At 69.4% G+C, this 18,199-nt stretch carries 12 protein-coding genes, 1 tRNA gene and 1 pseudogene; 10 read left to right on the top strand and 4 right to left on the bottom strand.

Features of this window, described 5'->3' with window-relative positions; all coding sequences use genetic code 11:
* Genes eboE through G4Z16_RS04175 form a run of 3 tightly spaced genes read left to right on the top strand, consistent with a single transcriptional unit; the run spans position 1 to position 3,649 of the window.
* Positions 1-1,179, top strand: a complete 1,179-nt coding sequence (gene eboE / locus G4Z16_RS04185; protein ID WP_197349240.1) for a metabolite traffic protein EboE — start codon at positions 1-3, stop codon at positions 1,177-1,179.
* On the top strand, positions 1,176-2,615 hold the full coding sequence (locus tag G4Z16_RS04180; RefSeq protein WP_197349239.1) for an alkaline phosphatase family protein: 1,440 nt from the start codon (positions 1,176-1,178) through the stop codon (positions 2,613-2,615). The genes eboE and G4Z16_RS04180 overlap by 4 nt, the downstream gene beginning before the upstream one ends.
* On the top strand, positions 2,612-3,649 hold the full coding sequence (locus tag G4Z16_RS04175; RefSeq protein WP_197349238.1) for a sugar phosphate isomerase/epimerase family protein: 1,038 nt from the start codon (positions 2,612-2,614) through the stop codon (positions 3,647-3,649). The genes G4Z16_RS04180 and G4Z16_RS04175 overlap by 4 nt, the downstream gene beginning before the upstream one ends.
* Positions 3,650-3,725: 76 nt before the next feature.
* Here G4Z16_RS04175 and G4Z16_RS04170 read toward each other — a convergent pair whose 3' ends face one another.
* From G4Z16_RS04170 to G4Z16_RS04155, 4 genes and pseudogenes are all read right to left on the bottom strand, one after another.
* The gene (locus G4Z16_RS04170) at positions 3,726-5,108 is read right to left on the bottom strand and encodes an OFA family MFS transporter (protein ID WP_197349237.1); all 1,383 of its coding nucleotides are present in this window, start codon (positions 5,106-5,108) and stop codon (positions 3,726-3,728) included.
* Between the two features lie 250 nt (positions 5,109-5,358).
* Positions 5,359-7,518 carry an acetate--CoA ligase family protein gene (locus G4Z16_RS04165; RefSeq protein ID WP_197349236.1) on the bottom strand — a complete coding sequence of 720 codons (2,160 nt, stop codon included), beginning with the start codon at positions 7,516-7,518 and terminating at the stop codon, positions 5,359-5,361.
* 3 nt (positions 7,519-7,521) lie between these two features.
* Entirely contained in the window at positions 7,522-8,754 is a 1,233-nt protein-coding gene (frc, locus tag G4Z16_RS04160) for a formyl-CoA transferase (RefSeq protein WP_197354149.1), read from the bottom strand.
* A 46-nt stretch (positions 8,755-8,800) separates the two neighbouring features.
* A pseudogene (locus G4Z16_RS04155) lies at positions 8,801-9,073 on the bottom strand (thiamine pyrophosphate-binding protein); the annotation flags it as partial.
* Positions 9,074-9,257: 184 nt separating this feature from the next.
* Between G4Z16_RS04155 and sucC the strand changes: the two are divergent.
* The 7 genes from sucC to G4Z16_RS04120 all read left to right on the top strand — a co-directional run bounded on the left by sucC (position 9,258) and on the right by G4Z16_RS04120 (position 18,163).
* Positions 9,258-10,412, top strand: a complete 1,155-nt coding sequence (gene sucC, locus G4Z16_RS04150; protein WP_197349235.1) for an ADP-forming succinate--CoA ligase subunit beta — start codon at positions 9,258-9,260, stop codon at positions 10,410-10,412.
* Between the two features lie 14 nt (positions 10,413-10,426).
* Positions 10,427-11,305: a succinate--CoA ligase subunit alpha gene (sucD, locus tag G4Z16_RS04145; RefSeq protein WP_197349234.1), complete on the top strand. Its 879-nt coding sequence runs from the start codon at positions 10,427-10,429 to the stop codon at positions 11,303-11,305.
* A 779-nt stretch (positions 11,306-12,084) separates the two neighbouring features.
* Positions 12,085-12,169: transfer RNA gene (locus G4Z16_RS04140), tRNA-Leu, on the top strand.
* 373 nt (positions 12,170-12,542) lie between these two features.
* Positions 12,543-14,084, top strand: coding sequence for a Re/Si-specific NAD(P)(+) transhydrogenase subunit alpha (locus tag G4Z16_RS04135; RefSeq protein ID WP_197349233.1), 1,542 nt, complete (start codon positions 12,543-12,545; stop codon positions 14,082-14,084).
* Positions 14,085-14,090: 6 nt separating this feature from the next.
* A complete protein-coding gene (pntB, locus tag G4Z16_RS04130; protein ID WP_197349232.1) occupies positions 14,091-15,575 on the top strand; it encodes a Re/Si-specific NAD(P)(+) transhydrogenase subunit beta in 1,485 nt (494 codons plus the stop codon).
* Between the two features lie 246 nt (positions 15,576-15,821).
* Complete coding sequence (locus G4Z16_RS04125; protein ID WP_197349231.1) at positions 15,822-16,982, top strand: acyl-CoA dehydrogenase family protein; 1,161 nt, start codon at positions 15,822-15,824, stop codon at positions 16,980-16,982.
* A complete protein-coding gene (locus tag G4Z16_RS04120; protein ID WP_197349230.1) occupies positions 16,979-18,163 on the top strand; it encodes a glutamate dehydrogenase in 1,185 nt (394 codons plus the stop codon). Before G4Z16_RS04125 ends, G4Z16_RS04120 begins: the two co-directional genes overlap by 4 nt.
* Positions 18,164-18,199 lie beyond the last annotated feature (36 nt).

Raw genomic sequence — 18,199 nt, 5'->3', positions numbered from 1 at the left:
ATGCGCTTCCGGCACCCCGACGGCTCGACCGTCCATCTCGCCTACTGCACCAACGTGCACGCCGCCGAGGACCTCGACGGCGTCATGAACCAACTGCGCGAGCACGCCGAACCCGTACGCCGCCGACTGCACCGCGACCGCCTCGGCATCGGCCTGTGGCTGGCCCGCGACGCCGTACGCAGACTCACCGCAGACCCGTCGGACGTGAGGGCGCTGCGCGCCGAACTCGACCGCCGCGGCCTCGAGGTCGTCACCCTCAACGGCTTCCCCTACCAGGGGTTCGGGGCGGAACGCGTCAAGTACCGTGTCTACAGGCCCGATTGGACCGAGCCCGAACGGCTGGAGCACACCGCCGACCTGGCACGGCTCCTCACCGCGCTGCTCCCGGACGACGTGACCGAAGGCACCGTCTCCACGCTGCCGCTGGCCTGGCGCAAGGGCTTCACACCCGCGCGGCGGCGCGCGGCCCTGTCCGCCCTCGGCACCCTCGCGGCACGCCTCGACGCGCTGGAGGAGACGACCGGACGCAGCATTCGCGTCGGCCTGGAACCCGAACCGGGCTGCACCGTGGAGACGATCGCCGACGCGCTGGAGGTGCTCGCAGGGGAGGACGCCCCGCCCGCGCACCGCATCGGCGTATGCGTCGACACCTGCCATCTCGCCACCCAGTTCGAGGAGCCCGGCCGGGCCCTGGACGCCCTCGCCGAAGCCCGCGTGCCCGTCGTGAAGAGTCAGCTCTCCGCGGCGCTCCACGCCGAACACCCCGCGGCCGACGGTGTTCCGGCCGCACTCGGGGCGTTCGACGAACCCCGCTTCCTCCACCAGACCCGCGCACTGACCGCCGCCGGAGTGCGCGGCACCGACGACCTCGGCGACGCCCTGCGGCCCGGAGCCCTGCCGGACTCCGTCCCCTGGCGATCGCACTTCCACGTACCGCTGCACGCGCCGCCCGAGCCTCCGCTGACCTCCACGCTCGACGTGCTGGAGGCGGCGCTCACCCGGCTCGTCGGCGGTGCGGTCCCGCTGACGCGCCATCTGGAAGTGGAGACCTACACCTGGCAGGCCCTCCCGCACGGACTGCGGCCCCGCACCCGCTCACAGCTGGCAGACGGCATCGCGGCCGAACTCGACGTCGCCCGGGAGATGCTGACCGCCCTCGGCCTGAAGGAGCTGCCATGAACGAGGCCCGGCAGGAGTCGAGTTCCCCCCGGCCCCGCAGGCACGGCCAGGCGCCGAATCCGCTGCTCGTCCTGGACGTCGTCGGACTGACCCCCCAACTCCTCGCCCACATGCCCCGGTTGAGCGCCATGGCAGGCGAGGGCAGCTACCGGCCGCTGGGCACGGTGCTGCCGGCCGTCACCTGCGCCGCCCAGTCCACTTTCCTGACGGGCCTCACGCCGCAGGAGCACGGAATCGTCGGCAACGGCTGGTACTTCCGCGAACTCGGCGAGGTGCTGCTGTGGCGTCAGCACAACGCCCTCGTCTCCGGCGAGAAGCTGTGGGACGCCGCCCGCGCCCGCCACCCCGGCTACACCGTCGCCAACGTCTGCTGGTGGTACGCCATGGGAGCCGGCACCGACTGGACGGTCACCCCGCGCCCCGTCTACTACGCCGACGGACGCAAGGAGCCCGACTGCTACACACGGCCGCCCGAACTCCACGACGAACTCACCGACGCCCTCGGCACGTTCCCGCTCTTCCACTTCTGGGGACCCGGAGCCGACATCGTCTCCTCCCGCTGGATCACCGAGGCCACGCGGCATCTGCTGCGCACCCGCCGCCCCGATCTCGCGCTGTGCTACGTCCCGCACCTCGACTACGACCTCCAGCGCTACGGACCGGACGACCCTCGCTCCCACCGCGCCGCCGCCGAACTCGACGCCGTACTCGCCCCGTTGCTCGACGACGCGGACGCCGAAGGACGCACGGTCATCGCGCTGTCCGAGTACGGCATCACCCGCGTCGACCGCGCAGTCGACATCAACCGGGCGCTGCGCCGCGAGGGCCTGCTCGAAGTGCACACCCAGGACGGCATGGAGTACCTGGACCCCACCACCTCGCGTGCCTTCGCCGTCGTCGACCATCAGCTCGCCCACATCTACGTGCGCGATCCCGCCGACCTGGACGCGGCCCGGGCCGTGGTGGAGTCCCTGGACGGCGTCGCTGAAGTCCTCGACGAGCGCGGCAAGAAGGCGCACAGCCTGGACCACCCGCGCTCCGGCGAACTCGTCGCCGTCGCCGAGCCCCGTGCCTGGTTCACCTACTACTACTGGCTCGACGACGCCCACGCCCCCGACTTCGCCCGGCTGGTCGAGATCCACCGCAAGCCGGGCTACGACCCGGCCGAGCTGTTCATGGACCCCCTCGACCCGTATGTGCGTCTGCGCGCCGCCACCGCGCTCGCGCGCAAGAAGACCGGCATGCGCTACCGCATGGCGGTCGTACCCCTCGACCCCTCACCGGTGCGCGGCAGCCACGGCCGGCTCCCCGGACGCAGCGACGAAGGGCCCGTCTTCATCTGCTCACGCCCCGGCGTGGCCGAAGGCCCCGGTCTGCTTCCCGCCACCGACGTCAAGTCCCTGCTCGTCAACCTCGCACTGGGAGAGCACACATGAGACGCACGACGAACACCCCGGACGCCGAACTGTCCCGCCGACTGCGCCGCCGCGGCTTCCTCGGTGTCGCCGCCGGCGCCGCCGCGGCATCGCTGCTGGGCAGCGCCGAGGGCACGGCACACGCCGCGAGCCGCACCGGCGCGGCGCACGGCCGCGGCGAACCGGTCGTTCCCAAGGGCCGCTTGGGCATCCAGCTCTACACCTTGCGCGACAAGGTGGCCTCGCTCGGCTTCGCCGCCGTCTTCGAGGAACTGTCCCGCTACAGCTACGAACAGGTCGAGTTCGCCGGCTACACCCAGGGGACCGGGGACATCTCACTCGCCGAACTGCGCAAGCTGCTGCGGGAGTACGGGCTGCGCGGCATCGGCAGTCACGTCGGCTACTACTCCGGCAACCCGGACGATTACACCTTCGACACCCAGCTGGAGAAGGTGGTCGACGACGCCGCCGCGCTCGGGCTGCCCCATGTGGGCACGGCATCGAGCCCCGACCGCTACGGCCGCACCGTCGACGGGTGGAAGCGCGCGGCGGCGGACTTCAACAGATACGGGGCCGCGGCGAGGAAGCGCGGCCTGAAGTTCTACCAGCACAACCACCAGATGGAGTTCGGCTTCGCCGAGGACCGCCCGGACGTGCGCCTGTACGACGTGCTGCTCGCCGAGACCGACCCCGACCTGGTGTACCTGGAGATGGACATCTACTGGGCCTACGCCGGCCAGTACCGCTTCAGCGTCCGCCCTGACGGCACGCCGGCGCCCTTCGAACCGGTCGAGTACGTCCTGAAGCAGCCGGAGCGCTATCCGCTCTTCCACGTGAAGGACGGGGAGCACGACGAGACGTCCGACGACGGCTACCGGATGGTGGACGTCGGCGACGGTGACATCGACTACAAGCGCTTCCTGACGAAGGTCGGCCGGACGCACGGCGGGAAGAAGCACAACTGGCTGGTCGAGCACGACCAGCCGGAGGACTCCTTCAGGACCGCCCGCCGTTCGGCGAAGCACCTGCGGTCACTTCGGACCCGCGGGCACTGAGCACAAAGACAGCTGCCGGGTCACCCATGGGGAGCGGGTGGCCCGGCAGCTGCTGGTTCTGTCCTCCTCAGTTACCTCATTCGCCGCCTATCGGCTGCGGATTGGGCTTGATCAAGGACCTCTTCGGCCGTCCCGGCTGATGCAGGAACAGGGCGATCGCGCCTGCCAGCAATGAGGTGCCACCGGCGAGGCCGAACGCACCGCCGTAGCCCCATGCCGCGACCACGAGCGAGCCGAGGCCCGCGCCCGCCAGGCCGGACAGCAGCTTCGAGCTGTAGATCAGGCCGTAGTTCGTGGCGTTGTTGTTCTCACCGAAGTAGTCGGCTGTCAGCGCCGCGAACAGCGGGAAGATCGCTCCACCGCCGAAACCGGAGATCATCGAGCAGATCAGGAACAGCGGCATCGACCCCGCCTGTCCGGACAGCAGGACGCCGAACTGCGACAGACCGAGCACCAGGCAGACGAAGATCAGGCACTGCTTGCGGCCGTACCTGTCGGACAGCCAGCCGATCACGCCGCGGCCGGTGCCGTTGACGATTGCCTTCAGCGACATGGCGGTGGCGACGATGCCGCCGGCGAAGCCCATGTCGTCACCGAAGGGCACCTGGAAGGCGATTCCGAAGATGTTCACGCCGGAGGTGCACAGCAGGCAGAACCACATGATCGGCACACGGCCGGTCCTGAGGGCCTCCCTTGGCGTGTACTGCTTGACCGCCGGCGGGTTCTTCTCCAGGGCTCGGCGGGCACGCGGGTCGTCCGGTGCCTTCAGCGGGTCGACGTCCGCCGGCCACCAGTTCTTCGGCGGGTCCTTGAAGAAGAATCCGGCGGCGGCGACCACGAGGGCCAGGAAGACGCCCACGCTCACCAGGACCCACTTGAAGTTGTGCAGGTCCATGAACCCGGTGAAGATGTACACGAAGGGCACCGAGCCATAGGCGAAACCGCCGTTGACGAAGCCCGTCTTGCCGCCCTTCCGCTCCGGATACCACTTGCCGACCATGTTCACACAGGTCGCGTATACCGCTCCCGCGCCCATACCGCTGAAGGCGCCGAAGCCGATGTACGCCCAGATGGGATTCTCCGCGTATGCGAGCGAGAGATAGCCCAGGAACGTACCGACGGCGCCCCACATCATCGCCAGGCGTGCCGGGAACCTGCCCGACTCGCGCAGATGTCCGACGGGCATGGCCACGCCGGCCTGGAAGAACACCCAGACACCCATGATCCAGAAGATGTGCAGGCTGTTCCAGCCGTGCGCGTGATGGAGCGTGTCCTCGGCGGAGGCGAACGCGTACTCCGCCGACGAAATGCCCATCATGCCGATCCACGGCAGGATGACCATCCAGCGGCGACGGCGCCCCATGATGTCGATGTCGGACTCGCCTATTCGGTAGGTCCGTCCGTTGCGGTCGGTCACCTCCCTGTACGGGAGGGCCGACGGCGCTTCTGTTGTTGTCATGTTCTGCACCCCTTGCGTGGAGAGAGTCTGGCCAGCGCCCCCTGTCCGGATCCCTAGCTCTGGTGCTGTGTCCTGCCTTTCAGCTCGTCCTGTGTCGGTGTAGGGGCTCCGGCGACCGCGGTTTCGCCAGAGCCCTGCCGGGGCTTCCCGCCGTAGCGGCGGAGGGAGGAACATCCGCCCTCACGGGGGGGAAGCCCACGGCATTGCGGCTCTTTTCAGATGTGCGGCTCTTGTCGTCTCCTGCGCGGCGTTACCGCAGCAGGCCCGCCGCCCGCGCCCACCGGTATTTGGCGCCGAGCACCGCGACCGGCTTCTCCGTCGTGTACGGGTAGGCGACCACGCCGCGTTCGAAGAGGTACTGACTTGCCTCTTCGACCTCGGTGTCGCCCGCGAGAGACGCCACCACCGGCTTCTCGATGCCCTTCTCCCGCGCCTCGGCCACGACCCTGGCCGTCAACTCCGCGAACACCATGGGCGGAGTGACGATCGTGTGCCAATAGCCGAGCACGAGGGAGTGGATGCGGGGGTCCTCCAGGCCGAGCCGGATCGTGGCCTCGTACGTGGAAGGCGGCTCACCACCGGTGATGTCCACCGGGTTGCCCGCGGCGCCGAACGGCGGGATGAAGGCGCGGAACGCCTCGTCCAGGTCCGGCGGGATCTCCATGAGCGACATCCCGTTGTCGACGATGGCGTCCGAGAGCAGTACTCCCGAACCGCCGGCGCCGGTGATGATCACGGTGTTGTCGCCCTGGGGGGTGGGCAGCACGGGCAGCGCCCGCGCGTACTCCAGCATTTCGTTCAGACCCGGCGCCCGGATGACGCCGGCCTGCCGCAGGACGTCGTCGTAGACCGCGTCGTCGCCCGCGAGAGCACCCGTGTGCGAACCGGCGGCCTTGGCGCCCGCACTCGTGCGGCCCGCCTTGAGCACGACGACCGGCTTCTTCGGCACGGTCGCCCGTGCCGCCTCGACGAACGCCCGCCCGTCCTTGAGATCTTCGAGGTGCATCGCGATGCACTTCGTGTTCGGGTCGTCCGCGAAGTACGTGAGCAGGTCGTCCTCGTCGAGGTCGGACTTGTTGCCGAGCCCCACGATCGCCGAGACACCGGTGCTGGTGCTGCGCGCGAAGCCGAGGATGGCCATGCCGATGCCGCCCGACTGGGAGGTGAGCGCCACACCGCCCTTGACGTCGTACGGCGTGCAGAACGTGGCGCACAGGTCGTGCCACGTCGAGTAGTAGCCGTAGATGTTCGGCCCGAGCAGCCGCACACCGTGCTTCTCGCCGATGGCGACGATCTTGTCCTGGAGCTCCACCTCGCCCGTCTCGGCGAAACCGGACGGAATGAGCACGGCGTTGGGAATCCCCTTGGCGCCGACGGCCTCCAGAGTGTCCGGGACGAACTTCGCCGGCACGGCGAAGACCGCCACGTCGACGTCGCCCGGGATGTCGGCGACCGACTTGTAGGCCTTGCGCCCCAGGATCTCGTCGGCCTTCGGGTTCACGGGATGGATCTCCCCGGGGAACCCGCCGTCGACGAGGTTCCGCATGACCGAATTCCCGATCTTGCCCTGCTCGTTGGAGGCACCGATCACGGCGACGGACGACGGCTGCATCAGCCGCTTCATCGAGGTGCGGATCTCCTCGGGGGTGTAGCGACGGCGCTCCGCCGGCTGGCCCTCGCTGAGCAGGATGCGGATGTCCGCCGCCATCGCACCGTCGGGCGACGCGAAGACGGGGTTGAGGTCGACCTCCACCAACTCGGGGAAGTCGTGCGCCAGTTGCGAGACGGAGGTGATGACCTGTGTCAGCGCCTCACGGTCGACCGGGTCGCCGCCGCGTACGCCCTTGAGGATCTCGGAGGCACCGATGCCGTCGAGCATCGACTCCGCGTCCTCCCGGGACGCCGGCGCGAGGCGGAAGGTGACGTCCTTGAGGACCTCCACCAGCACACCGCCCAGACCGAAGGCGACGACCTTGCCGAAGGTCGGGTCCGTGACCGTACCGACCAGAACCTCCTGCCCCGGCTTGGCCATCTGCTGCACCTGCACGCCGAGCACGTTCGCGTTCGCGTCGTACTTGCGGGCGTTGCCCACGATCTCGGTGTACGCGCTGCGCACCTCGGCCGAGGAGGACACCCCAACGCGGACGCCGCCCGCGTCGGTCTTGTGCAGGATGTCCGGCGAGACGATCTTCATGACGACGGGGAAGCCGAGCCTGTCGGCCAGCTGCACCGCCTCGTCGGCGGATTCCGCGAGCCCTTCGTCCGGCACCGGTATGCCGTATGCGTCCGCGACGCGCTTGCCCTCGGGGGCGGTCAGCGACGTGCGGCCCTCGGCGCGTGCGGCATCCAGTACCGCCCGTACCGCTTCCTTGTCCGGCGTGGCGAGGCCGTCGTTCTTACCCTGCGCCATCGGTCAGATCACTCCGTTCGTCTTGAGCAGTGCCAGTTCTTCCGCGCCCAGGCCCAGCTCGCCTATGTAGACCTCCTCGTTGTGCTCGCCCAGGAGCGGTGAGGAGGTGATCTCCACGGGGGAGTCGGAGAGCTTCATCGGGGAGCCCACCGTGGTGAAGGAACCGCGCTCGGGGTGATCGACTTCGACGATCATCCCGTTGGCGGCCAGGGACTCGTCCTCGACGATCTCCTTGGTCGAGAGGATCGGCCCGCAGGGGATGTTGTGGGCGTTGAGGGCGCCCAGCACCTCCCACTTGGGCAGGGTGGACGACCACTCCTCGATCAGCTGGAACATCTTGTTCAGCTTGGGCAGCCGCGCCTCCGGCGTGTTCCAGTCCGGGTCGTCGGCCAGTTCGGGACGGCCTATGAGCTTCGTCAGCGGCTCCCAGCCCACGGGCTGCACGATCACGTAGACGTAGTCGTTGGGCCCGCCCGGCGCGCACTTGACCGCCCAGCCGGGCTGGCCGCCGCCCGAGGCGTTGCCCGAACGCGGCACCTCGTCGCCGAAGTCCTCGTTCGGGTACTCGCCGAGCGCACCGTGTGCGAGCCGCTGCTGGTCGCGCAGCTTCACACGGCACAGGTTGAGAACCGAGTGCTGCATGGCCACGTTGACCCGCTGGCCTCGGCCCGTACGCTCACGCTGCAGCAGCGCGGCGAGGATCGCTGCGACGGTGTGCACACCGGTGCCCGAGTCGCCGATCTGCGCTCCGGTGGCCAGCGGCGGCCCGTCCTCGAAGCCGGTCGTCGACATCGAGCCGCCCATGGCCTGGGCGACGACCTCGTACGCCTTGAACGTGGTGTACGGACCCTCGCCGAAGCCCTTGATGGAGGCGTAGACGATCCTCGGGTTGATCTGCTTGATGCGGTCCCAGGTGAAGCCCATCCGGTCCACCGCTCCGGGGCCGAAGTTCTCCACCAGTACGTCGCTGCGCCGGATCAGCTCCGTCAGCAGCTCCTTGCCGCGGTCGCTCTTGGTGTTGAGCGTGATGCTGCGCTTGTTGCAGTTGAGCATCGTGAAGTAGAGCGAGTCGACGTCCGGGAGGTCCCGCAACTGCTTGCGGGTGATGTCGCCCGAGGTCGCCTCGAGTTTGATCACGTCTGCGCCGAGCCAGGCGAGGAGCTGAGTGGCCGAGGGCCCGGACTGGACATGCGTCATGTCCAGTACACGAATCCCGTCGAGCGCCTTCTCAGTCACCGTCGTCGTGCCGGTCACATCGGTCACTTCGGTCACCGCGGTCACCTCACTTGTACATCGTCTGGTTCATGGCTCCGGGCGCGTACGCGTCCGGGTCGATCCGCACATTGACCAGGGCAGGCTTGCCGGAGGCGCGGGTGCGCTCCAGCCCGGGCCTGATCCCGGAGGGCTCGCGCACGGCCTCGCCGCGGCCCCAGGGCATCCGCGCGAACTCCTCGTAGGGAACGTCGCCGAGGGTGTTGCCGACCCGCCTGCGCTCCTCGCCGTACCTGGCCTTCCGGCCGTAACGGATCTGGTTCATCGAGGATTTGTCGCCGACGCTCTCGCGGCTCTCCTGGCTGTCCTCGGGCATGACTTACGAGTCCCTTCGTCGGGTGTGAGCTCTGGTCAGAGCAGATTGCATACAGTCGACGAATACTGTATGAACCTTGTTATCCCGCATCGAGAGACCGATGTCCAGGGGGCGTGCACCGATCGTTTCGAAGATCGACCAGGGAGCACATGTGGACCTTTTCGAGCACCAGGCGAGGGAACTCTTCGAGCGCTACGGCGTCTTGGTACCTGAAGCGGAGGTCGTGGAGACGGGCAGTGCAGCCCGCGAGGCGGCATTGAAGCTCGACGCCGATCAGCACGGCGTCGTGGTCAAGGCGCAGGTCAAGACAGGAGGCAGGGGCAAGGCAGGCGGCGTGAAACTCGTGGCCGACTCCACTGCCGCGGAGGTCGCCGCACGCCAGATCCTCGGCATGGACATCAAGGGCCACACCGTGCACAAGGTGATGCTCGCCCAGCCCGTGAAGGTCGATACGGAGTACTACGTCTCCTTCGTCCTGGATCGTGCGCAGGGATGCTTCATCGCCATCGCATCCGCCGAAGGCGGCATGGAGATCGAGGAAGTTGCCGAGGCGCGGCCGGAGGCGGTCGCACGCATTCCCGTCGATCCGGCGGAGGGCGTGACGGACGAGAAGGCCGCGGAGATCGTCGCCGCGGCGGCTCTGCCGACGAATGTGGCGCCGGTACTGCGCAAGCTGTGGCAGATCCTCCAGGCCGAGGACGCGCTACTCGTCGAGGTCAACCCCCTTGTCCGTACGGCCGACGGCACGATCGTCGCCCTCGACGGCAAGGTCACCCTCGACGACAACGCCCGCTTCCGGCAGGCACGTTGGGGCGAGCAGGACGAGGGCGGCGGCCAGGACGCGCTGGAGGCGCAGGCGGCCGAGAAGGGCCTCAACTACGTGAAGCTGGACGGCGAGGTCGGAGTCATCGGCAACGGCGCGGGGTTGGTGATGTCCACACTCGACGTCGTCGCCGGCTGCGGCGCGAAGCCCGCGAACTTCCTCGACATCGGCGGCGGCGCGTCCGCGCAGGTCATGGCCGACGGCCTCTCCGTCGTCCTCGGCGACCCGTCCGTGAAGTCCATCCTCGTCAACGTCTTCGGCGGCATCACAGCCTGCGACGCGGTCGCGGACGGAATCACCCAGGCCCTCGGGCAGATACGGCTGACCAAGCCGCTCGTCGTACGGCTCGACGGCAACAACGCCGTGCGCGGACGCGAGATCCTCGAGGCGAACCCCCACCCGCTGCTGGAGCAGCGGACCACCATGGACGGCGCCGCCCAGCGGGCCGCCGAACTGGCCACGGCCGCGGCTGCGGCCGCATAGGGAGGCGGGAGACCATGGCGATCTTCCTCAACAAGGCGAGCAAGGTCATCGTCCAGGGCATGACCGGCTCCGAGGGCATGAAGCACACGCGCCGGATGCTGGCGTCCGGCACCGACATCGTCGGCGGCGTGAACCCGCGCAAGGCGGGTCAGGACGTGGACGTTGAAGGGCGTTCCGTGCCCGTCTTCGGCTCGGTGGCGGAGGCACGCGAGGCGACGGAGGCCGACGTGTCGGTCCTCTTCGTACCCCCGGCCTTCTCCAAGGCGGCGGTGGAGGAGGCGGCGGACGCGGGAATCCCGCTTGCCGTCGCCATCACCGAGGGCATCCCCGTCCACGACGCGGTCGCCTTCCGCGCCTACGCGCAGGAGCGCGGCACGCGCATCATCGGCCCCAACTGTCCCGGTCTCATCAGCCCCGGGCTGTCCAACGCCGGCATCATCCCCGCCGACATCGCACCGGAGCCCGGCCGTATCGGCCTGGTCTCCAAGTCCGGCACGCTCACCTACCAACTCATGTACGAGCTGCGGGACATCGGTTTCTCCAGCTGTGTCGGCATCGGCGGCGACCCCGTCATCGGCACCACGCACATCGACTGCCTCGCGGCCTTCGAGGAGGACCCGGAGACCGACCTGATCGTGATGATCGGCGAGATCGGCGGTGACGCGGAGGAGCGCGCGGCGGACTTCATCAAGGAGAACGTCACGAAGCCGGTCATCGGCTACGTCGCCGGATTCACCGCTCCCGAGGGCAAGACCATGGGGCACGCCGGTGCCATCGTCTCCGGCTCCTCCGGAACCGCGCGGGCGAAGAAGGAGGCACTAGAGGCGGCAGGCGTACGCGTCGGCGAGACCCCGACCGAGACGGCACGCCTCGTACTCGACCGGCTGGCGTGAGCCGACCAGGGGGTGTCGTCGGGACACCCCCTGGAGCTGACCGGGCCGGAGCTGACCGGGCCGGTGTGAACTGCGCGGAACGACGTGACGTTCCGCATATCTGGGCGGGGGCGGGTGTCAAGGCGCCCGCCAACTCACTACTGTCCAGTAATAAGTCCACGCCGGCTTCAGCAACCCGCCCCGTATGTGCAACGAGAGCGGAGAAGAACGATGGGCACCACACCCTCACCCTCGTCACTCCCACCCCCGACGCCGAACGGTCCACACAACCTCACACCCGAGCCCGGTACCGCCTGGGCGCCCCCCGACCCTGCCGGAAAGTCCCTGCCCGCCCCGGAGTTCGGGGCGCGGGCCGGCGCGGCGGGGGCCGAGGAGCTGCGCGGCCCGGCACGGGAGGCCGTCCCGGTGCCCGAGGCGGCGCCGCTCTCGCCCTCATCGTCCGCGGTGCGGCACGGCGCGCCGCTGTCCGGGCAGTTCGACGGCGTCGTCCGCATCGGCACCGGCGCGGAGCCGGTCGCCGCGACGAACACCGCAGACACGGCCGGTACACGTGCCTGCGGCCCGTCCGGCGAAGACCGCGTGGGCCGCGGCGGCGGTACTCACCGCCCCCGGGGCCAGGAGGATCCCACCGGACGGCGGCCTGACCTACCGCCAGAGCGGGCGGCCCGGCAAAATCCCCGCCGGGCCGCCCGCTCACCGGGGATCACCGAGGTGAACACCGCTGCCGGAGCTTGGTATGGTTGTCCGCGTCGCCACGGCAGAGCCGGGCGACGACCCTTGTCCGGGTGGCGGAATGGCAGACGCGCTAGCTTGAGGTGCTAGTGCCCTTTATCGGGCGTGGGGGTTCAAGTCCCCCCTCGGACACAGATATTGCGCCTGCCGGCGTCGGCCTCCGTCCGGCCGGCGCCCGCGGATTTCTCTCTGCCGGGCAGCTTTCCCCTCTGCGTCCCGTGGGTGGTCCACCCCGCGACAGCCTCCGTTTACGCCGCGCAACAGCGTGCATCCTCACATCAGTCCGATGCCGCGCTTCCGGCCGCTCGTCCTTTCACCAGAGGTCACCGGCAGCGCACCCCGCGACCGCGGGAGGAGCCACGGAGAACTCACTTAGGAATGGTCCCTGCACAGAGCCCGTCAGACTGACATTAAATAAGCAGCCCCTGAGCAGTCCCCTCACCGCCGTCCGGCCCCGAAGTACAACGGACCGCGGAGCCGCCCAACACCCCGTAAAGGGAGATCGATGTCAGATTCACATCCGCAGCAGGTGGGTGTCGCCGCAGAGTCGAAGGCCGGGGAGACCCGGGTCGCGGCCACACCCGACAGCATCCGGAAGATCCTGAAGCTCGGCTATGAGGCCGTCGTCGAATCGGGAGCGGGCGCTGCCTCGGGATTCTCCGACGAGCAGTACACGGAGGCGGGCGCGCGTATCGGCGACGCCTGGCAGGCGGACGTCGTCCTGAAGATCAACGAACCCTCGCGCGAGGAGATCGGGCGGCTGCGGGACGACGCGACGCTGATCGGCATGCTCGCTCCCGGCCTCAACCCCGGGCTGCTGGACGACCTCGCCCAGCGCTCCCTCACCGCGCTGTCCATGGACGCGGTGCCGCGGATCTCGCGTGCACAGTCCCTGGACGTGCTCAGCTCCATGGCCAACATCGCCGGATACCGGGCCGTCATCGAGGCGGCACACGTCTTCGGGCGGTTCTTCACCGGGCAGGTCACCGCGGCGGGCAAGGTGCCTCCGGCCAAGGTTCTCGTCGCCGGTGCGGGTGTGGCGGGCCTCGCCGCGATCGGCGCGGCGAGCAGCCTCGGCGGCGTCGTACGGGCCACCGACCCGCGTCCGGAGGTCGCCGACCAGGTCCGTTCGCTCGGGGGTGAGTACCTCGCCGTCGACGTCGAGCAGGAGGCCTCCACCGACGGATACGCCAAGCAGACCTCCGACGCGTACAACCAGCGTGCCGCGGAGATCTACAGCGAGCAGGCCGCCGACGTCGACATCATCGTCACCACGGCCCTGATCCCCGGCAAGCCGGCACCGCGGCTGATCACGGCGGAGGACGTGGCGAGCATGAAGCCCGGCAGCGTCATCGTCGACATGGCCGCCTCGCAGGGCGGCAACGTCGACGGGACCGTCGCCGGCAAGGCCATCGTCACCGACAACGGCGTCACGATCATCGGCTACACGGACCTGGCCGGGCGCCTGCCGACGCAGGCCTCGCAGCTGTACGGAACCAACATCGTCAACCTGCTCAAGCTGCTCACGCCGGAAAAGGACGGGCAGCTGACGCTGGACTTCGACGACGTCGTGCAGCGCGGCGTCACGGTCGTGCGGGACGGTGAGAAGAGCTGGCCACCGCCCCCCGTGGAGGTGTCCGCCCAGGCAGCTCCCAAGGCCGAGGCCGCGGAACCCGCCGCCGAACCGGCCAAGCCCAAGCTGTCCCCGGCGGCGCGGTACGGCCTCATCGGCGCCGGGATGGCCGCGATGTTCGCGCTGATCGCCTTCTCGCCGACCCAACTGGCCGAGAACTTCACGGTGTTCGCGCTGGCCGTGGTCATCGGCTACTACGTCATCGGCAAGGTGCACCACGCCCTGCACACACCGCTGATGTCCGTGACCAACGCCATCTCAGGGATCGTCGTCGTCGGGGCGCTGGTGCAGATCGGTCACGTGGGACCGGCGGTCACGGTCCTGTCGTTCGTGGCGATCCTGCTCACCAGCGTCAACATCTTCGGAGGCTTCTCCGTCACCCGTCGCATGCTCGGCATGTTCTCGAAAGGCTGAGGCCACATGACTGCCACCACGTCCGCCCAGGCCGCGCACCTCGTAGCGGCCCTTCTGTTCATCCTCAGCCTGGCCGGGCTCTCGCAGCACCGCACGTCCCGAGCCGGGGTCGTCTTCGGCATCGCCGGGATGGCGCTGGCGCTGCTCGCCACCGTCGTACTCGCCGCGCTCGAGATCTCCGCGACCGCCATCCTCCTGATCCTCGTCGCGATGGCGATCGGAGGTGCCGCGGGGCTGTGGCGCGCGCGGCAGGTGGCGATGACGGAGATGCCCGAACTCATCGCGATCCTGCACAGCTTCGTCGGCGTGGCCGCGGTGCTGGTCGGCTGGAACAGCTATTTCGAGGTTGAGGCGAAGGGCGCCGCCCAGCACGTCGTCCCCGCCGAGCTGCTGTCGATCCACCATGCCGAGGTGTTCATCGGGATCTTCATCGGCGCCGTCACCTTCACCGGCTCGGTCGTCGCGTTCCTCAAGCTGTCGGCGCGCATCAAGTCGCAGCCGCTGATGCTGCCGGGCAAGAACCTGCTCAACCTCGGTGCCCTCGCAGCGTTCCTCGTCCTGACGGTCTGGTTCACGATCGCCCCGAGCCTGGGCCTGATGATCGCCGTGACCGTGCTGGCGCTCGCCCTCGGCCTCCATCTCGTCGCGGCCATCGGCGGCGGTGACATGCCGGTCGTGGTCTCGATGCTCAACAGCTACTCGGGCTGGGCCGCGGCCGCCGCCGGGTTCCTCCTCGACAACAACCTGCTCATCGTCACGGGTGCGCTGGTCGGCTCCTCGGGTGCGTACCTGTCGTACATCATGTGCAAGGGCATGAACCGCTCGTTCATCTCGGTGATCGCCGGCGGGTTCGGCATCGAGGCCCCCTCCAGCGGCGACGACGATCAGGGCGAGCACCGCGAGACGAGCGCGGAGGAGGCTGCCGAACTCCTCGGCGCGGCAACCTCCGTGATCATCACGCCCGGCTACGGCATGGCCGTCGCCCAGGCCCAGCACCCGGTGGCGGAACTGACGCGCACGCTGCGCGAACGCGGCGTCGAGGTGCGCTTCGGCGTCCACCCGGTCGCCGGCCGCCTTCCGGGCCACATGAACGTGCTGCTGGCCGAGGCGAAGGTGCCCTACGACATCGTGCTCGAAATGGACGAGATCAACGACGACTTCCCGCAGACTTCCGTCGTGCTGGTGATCGGCGCCAACGACACCGTCAACCCGGCGGCGGCCGAGGATCCCTCCAGCCCGATCGCGGGCATGCCGGTGCTGCACGCCTGGGAGGCGGAGAACGTCATCGTCTTCAAGCGCTCGATGGCCTCCGGATACGCGGGAGTTCAGAACCCGCTGTTCTTCCGGGAGAACACCAGCATGCTCTTCGGCGACGCGAAGCAGAGCGTGGAGAACATCCTCCGCGCCCTGGACGACGCCATGTCAGCCGGGACGGTGCAGGCGAGCGGCGGCGGCGCCGGCACGGCGCAGCCTGCGGGCGCGGGGAGGTAGCCGGCCGGACACAGGCGCCGCTCCGTCCTGACGGGACCTGACGCAAGGAGACTCGCCCCCTGGTCGCCGCACCCCGCGGCCAGGGGGCGCTCCTGTGCGCATGGCGACGGGCCCGCGCTGCCGAACAGGGCTGGTGTTCACGCCTCGTTGACATGGCCGCGAACCCGTCCGGATACTGACTCATGATTCAGTAATTCGGTAATGAGTTCCGCGACGACGAGCGCCACCGCTGCTGCCGGAGGCACCATGACAGACCTCCCCGCCGAGCTGGTTCCCCTCACCACCGAGCAACGGGACATCGTCGAGCTCAGCAGGGCGTTCGCCGGCGCGGAGATCCGCCCGCGCGCCCGCGACGTGGACGAGGCGGACACCGTCACCCCGTGGGACCTGTGGCGCAAGGCGGCCGATGTCGGCATCACCGGATTCATGCTCCCCGAGGAGTACGGCGGGGGCGGATTCACCGACGTGTTCACGCAGTGCCTCGTACAGGAGGAGCTGTGCGTGGGAGACCTCGGCATCGGCAACCTGCTGTGCTCCAACGGCTTCTTCGCCGATCCCGTGCTGGAGCTCGGCAGCGAGCAGCAGAAGCGCGAATGGCTCACCCCGCTGGCCACCGCCGGTACGCCGATGACAGCGCTGGCGACCACCGAGCCGGGTGCCGGCTCGGACGCCGCCTCGATCACCACGACGGCCCGGCGGGTCGACGGCGGCTACCGGCTGAACGGCCAGAAGGCGTGGATCTCCAACGCGGGCGAGGCCGAGCAGTACGTGGTCTTCGCCAAGACCGACCCGGCCGCCCGATCCCGGGGCGTCACCGCGTTCCTCTTCCGCAAGGACACCGAGGGCGTCGCCTTCGGCGAGCCGATGCGCAAGATGGGTCAACGCGCCATCGTCTGCCGCGAGATCTTCTTCACCGACGCCTTCGTGCCGGAGGAGCAGCGCCTCGGCGCCGAGGGGCGGGGCTTCTACGGACTGATGCGCACCTTCGACATCTCCCGCACCGTGCTGGGGGCAGCCGCTACGGGAGTGGCCAGGGCCGCGTACGAGTACGCCGCCGACTACGCCAGAACACGCGAGCAGTTCGGCAAGCCCGTCATCGAGCATCAGGCAGTGGCCTTCCGCCTCGCGGACATGCGCACCCGCATCGAGCAGTCACGGCTGATGACCTGGCGGGCCGCCAAGCGCATCGATGCCGGACTCGACGCACGGACCGAGGCGGCGATGGCGAAGCTCACCGCGTCCGAGTCCGCGGCCTGGTGCACCTGGGCAGCCGTGCAGACCCTGGGTGGCTGGGGCTATTCGCGCGAACACCCGGTGGAGCAGTGGATGCGCGACGCCAAGCTGGAGGAGATCGAGGAAGGCACCTCGGACATCATGCGACTGATCATCTCGGCGGGCATCCGATGACCGCCCACACCCCGCTGGTCTCCCTCACCTGGACCGACCATGTGACGGGCCGCCAGGGGTACTTGGTCATCGACCGTCTCGTGCGCGGTGTCGCCAGCGGCGGACTGCGGATGCGTAAGGGCTGCACCCTGGACGAAGTGGCCGGTCTGGCACGGGGGATGACGATGAAGGAAGCCCTGCACTACGACCCGCGGGCCCGCTACATACCCCTCGGCGGCGCAAAGGGCGGCATCGACTGCGACGCCCGGGACCCCGAGGCCCACGGCGTCCTGGTGCGCTATCTGCGCGCCATGCGCCCGCACATCCAGCACTTCTGGACCACGGGCGAGGACCTGGGCCTCACCCAGGACACCGTCGAGGCGGCCGCCGCCGAGGCCGGTCTGGGCTCCACCATCCAGGCCGTCCACCCCCTGCTCGACGACGAGCGCGCCGCGCGGCAACGGCTCGAAGACGCCTTCGCCATCGAGGTGGACGGCATCGGGCTCGACGAACTCGTGGGCGGCTGCGGCGTCGCCGAAGCGGTGCTCGCGGGCCTCGACGGCGCGGGAGCCGGACACGAGGGGACCCGGGTCGCCGTGCAGGGCTTCGGCACGATGGGCGGAGCCACCGCGCGCTTCCTCTCCCGGGCGGGTCTGAGGATCGTGGCCGTGGCCGACGTCGAGGGAACCGTCGCCAACCCGAATGGGCTGGACGTGGAGACGCTGCTCGCCGCCCGCGACGCGCACGGCACCGTGGACCGTTCCGCCCTTGCCCCCGACGACCAGCGGCTGCCCGGCGATGCATGGCTGTCGGCGGACGCCGAGGTACTCGTCCCGGCTGCCGTCTCCTACGCGGTCGACACGGTCAACCAGCACCGGATCAAGGCCCGTTGGGTGGTCGAGGCCGCCAACATGCCCGTACTGCCCGAGGCGGAGGAACTGCTCGCGGCACGAGGAATCACCGTCCTGCCGGACGTCGTCGTCAACTCCTGCACCAACGCCTGGTGGTGGTGGACGCTCTTCGGCGACATCGGCGCGGACGCGGACGCCGCGTTCGCCCACATCCGCCGCTCGATGCGTGCGCTGGTCGAGCGGATGCTGGCACGGGCCGAAGCCGACGGCACCAGCCCACGTGCGGCAGCCCACGCGATCGTGGCCGACCGGCTGCCCCTCATCGCCGAACGCTTCGGCTGGTACGGGTGAGCAGCGGGACGGACCCTCCGCCCGGGGGGTCGGCAA

The organism is Streptomyces bathyalis, from assembly GCF_015910445.1.
In the GTDB taxonomy this organism is placed as follows: Bacteria; Actinomycetota; Actinomycetes; order Streptomycetales; family Streptomycetaceae; genus Streptomyces; species Streptomyces bathyalis.
Note: the sequence above shows the minus strand (reverse complement) of the source record. Positions and strands in the feature narration are given on the sequence as shown.

Bases quoted from the DNA above. Each gene is read 5' to 3' on its own strand.
- eboE (WP_197349240.1), top strand. From the start codon at position 1: ATGCGCTTCCGGCACCCCGACGGCTCGACCGTCCATCTCGCCTACTGC.
- G4Z16_RS04180 (WP_197349239.1), top strand. From the start codon at position 1,176: ATGAACGAGGCCCGGCAGGAGTCGAGTTCCCCCCGGCCCCGCAGGCAC.
- G4Z16_RS04175 (WP_197349238.1), top strand. From the start codon at position 2,612: ATGAGACGCACGACGAACACCCCGGACGCCGAACTGTCCCGCCGACTG.
- G4Z16_RS04170 (WP_197349237.1), bottom strand. From the start codon at position 5,108: ATGACAACAACAGAAGCGCCGTCGGCCCTCCCGTACAGGGAGGTGACC.
- G4Z16_RS04165 (WP_197349236.1), bottom strand. From the start codon at position 7,518: ATGGCGCAGGGTAAGAACGACGGCCTCGCCACGCCGGACAAGGAAGCG.
- sucD (WP_197349234.1), top strand. From the start codon at position 10,427: ATGGCGATCTTCCTCAACAAGGCGAGCAAGGTCATCGTCCAGGGCATG.
- G4Z16_RS04135 (WP_197349233.1), top strand. From the start codon at position 12,543: ATGTCAGATTCACATCCGCAGCAGGTGGGTGTCGCCGCAGAGTCGAAG.
- pntB (WP_197349232.1), top strand. From the start codon at position 14,091: ATGACTGCCACCACGTCCGCCCAGGCCGCGCACCTCGTAGCGGCCCTT.
- G4Z16_RS04125 (WP_197349231.1), top strand. From the start codon at position 15,822: ATGACAGACCTCCCCGCCGAGCTGGTTCCCCTCACCACCGAGCAACGG.
- G4Z16_RS04120 (WP_197349230.1), top strand. From the start codon at position 16,979: ATGACCGCCCACACCCCGCTGGTCTCCCTCACCTGGACCGACCATGTG.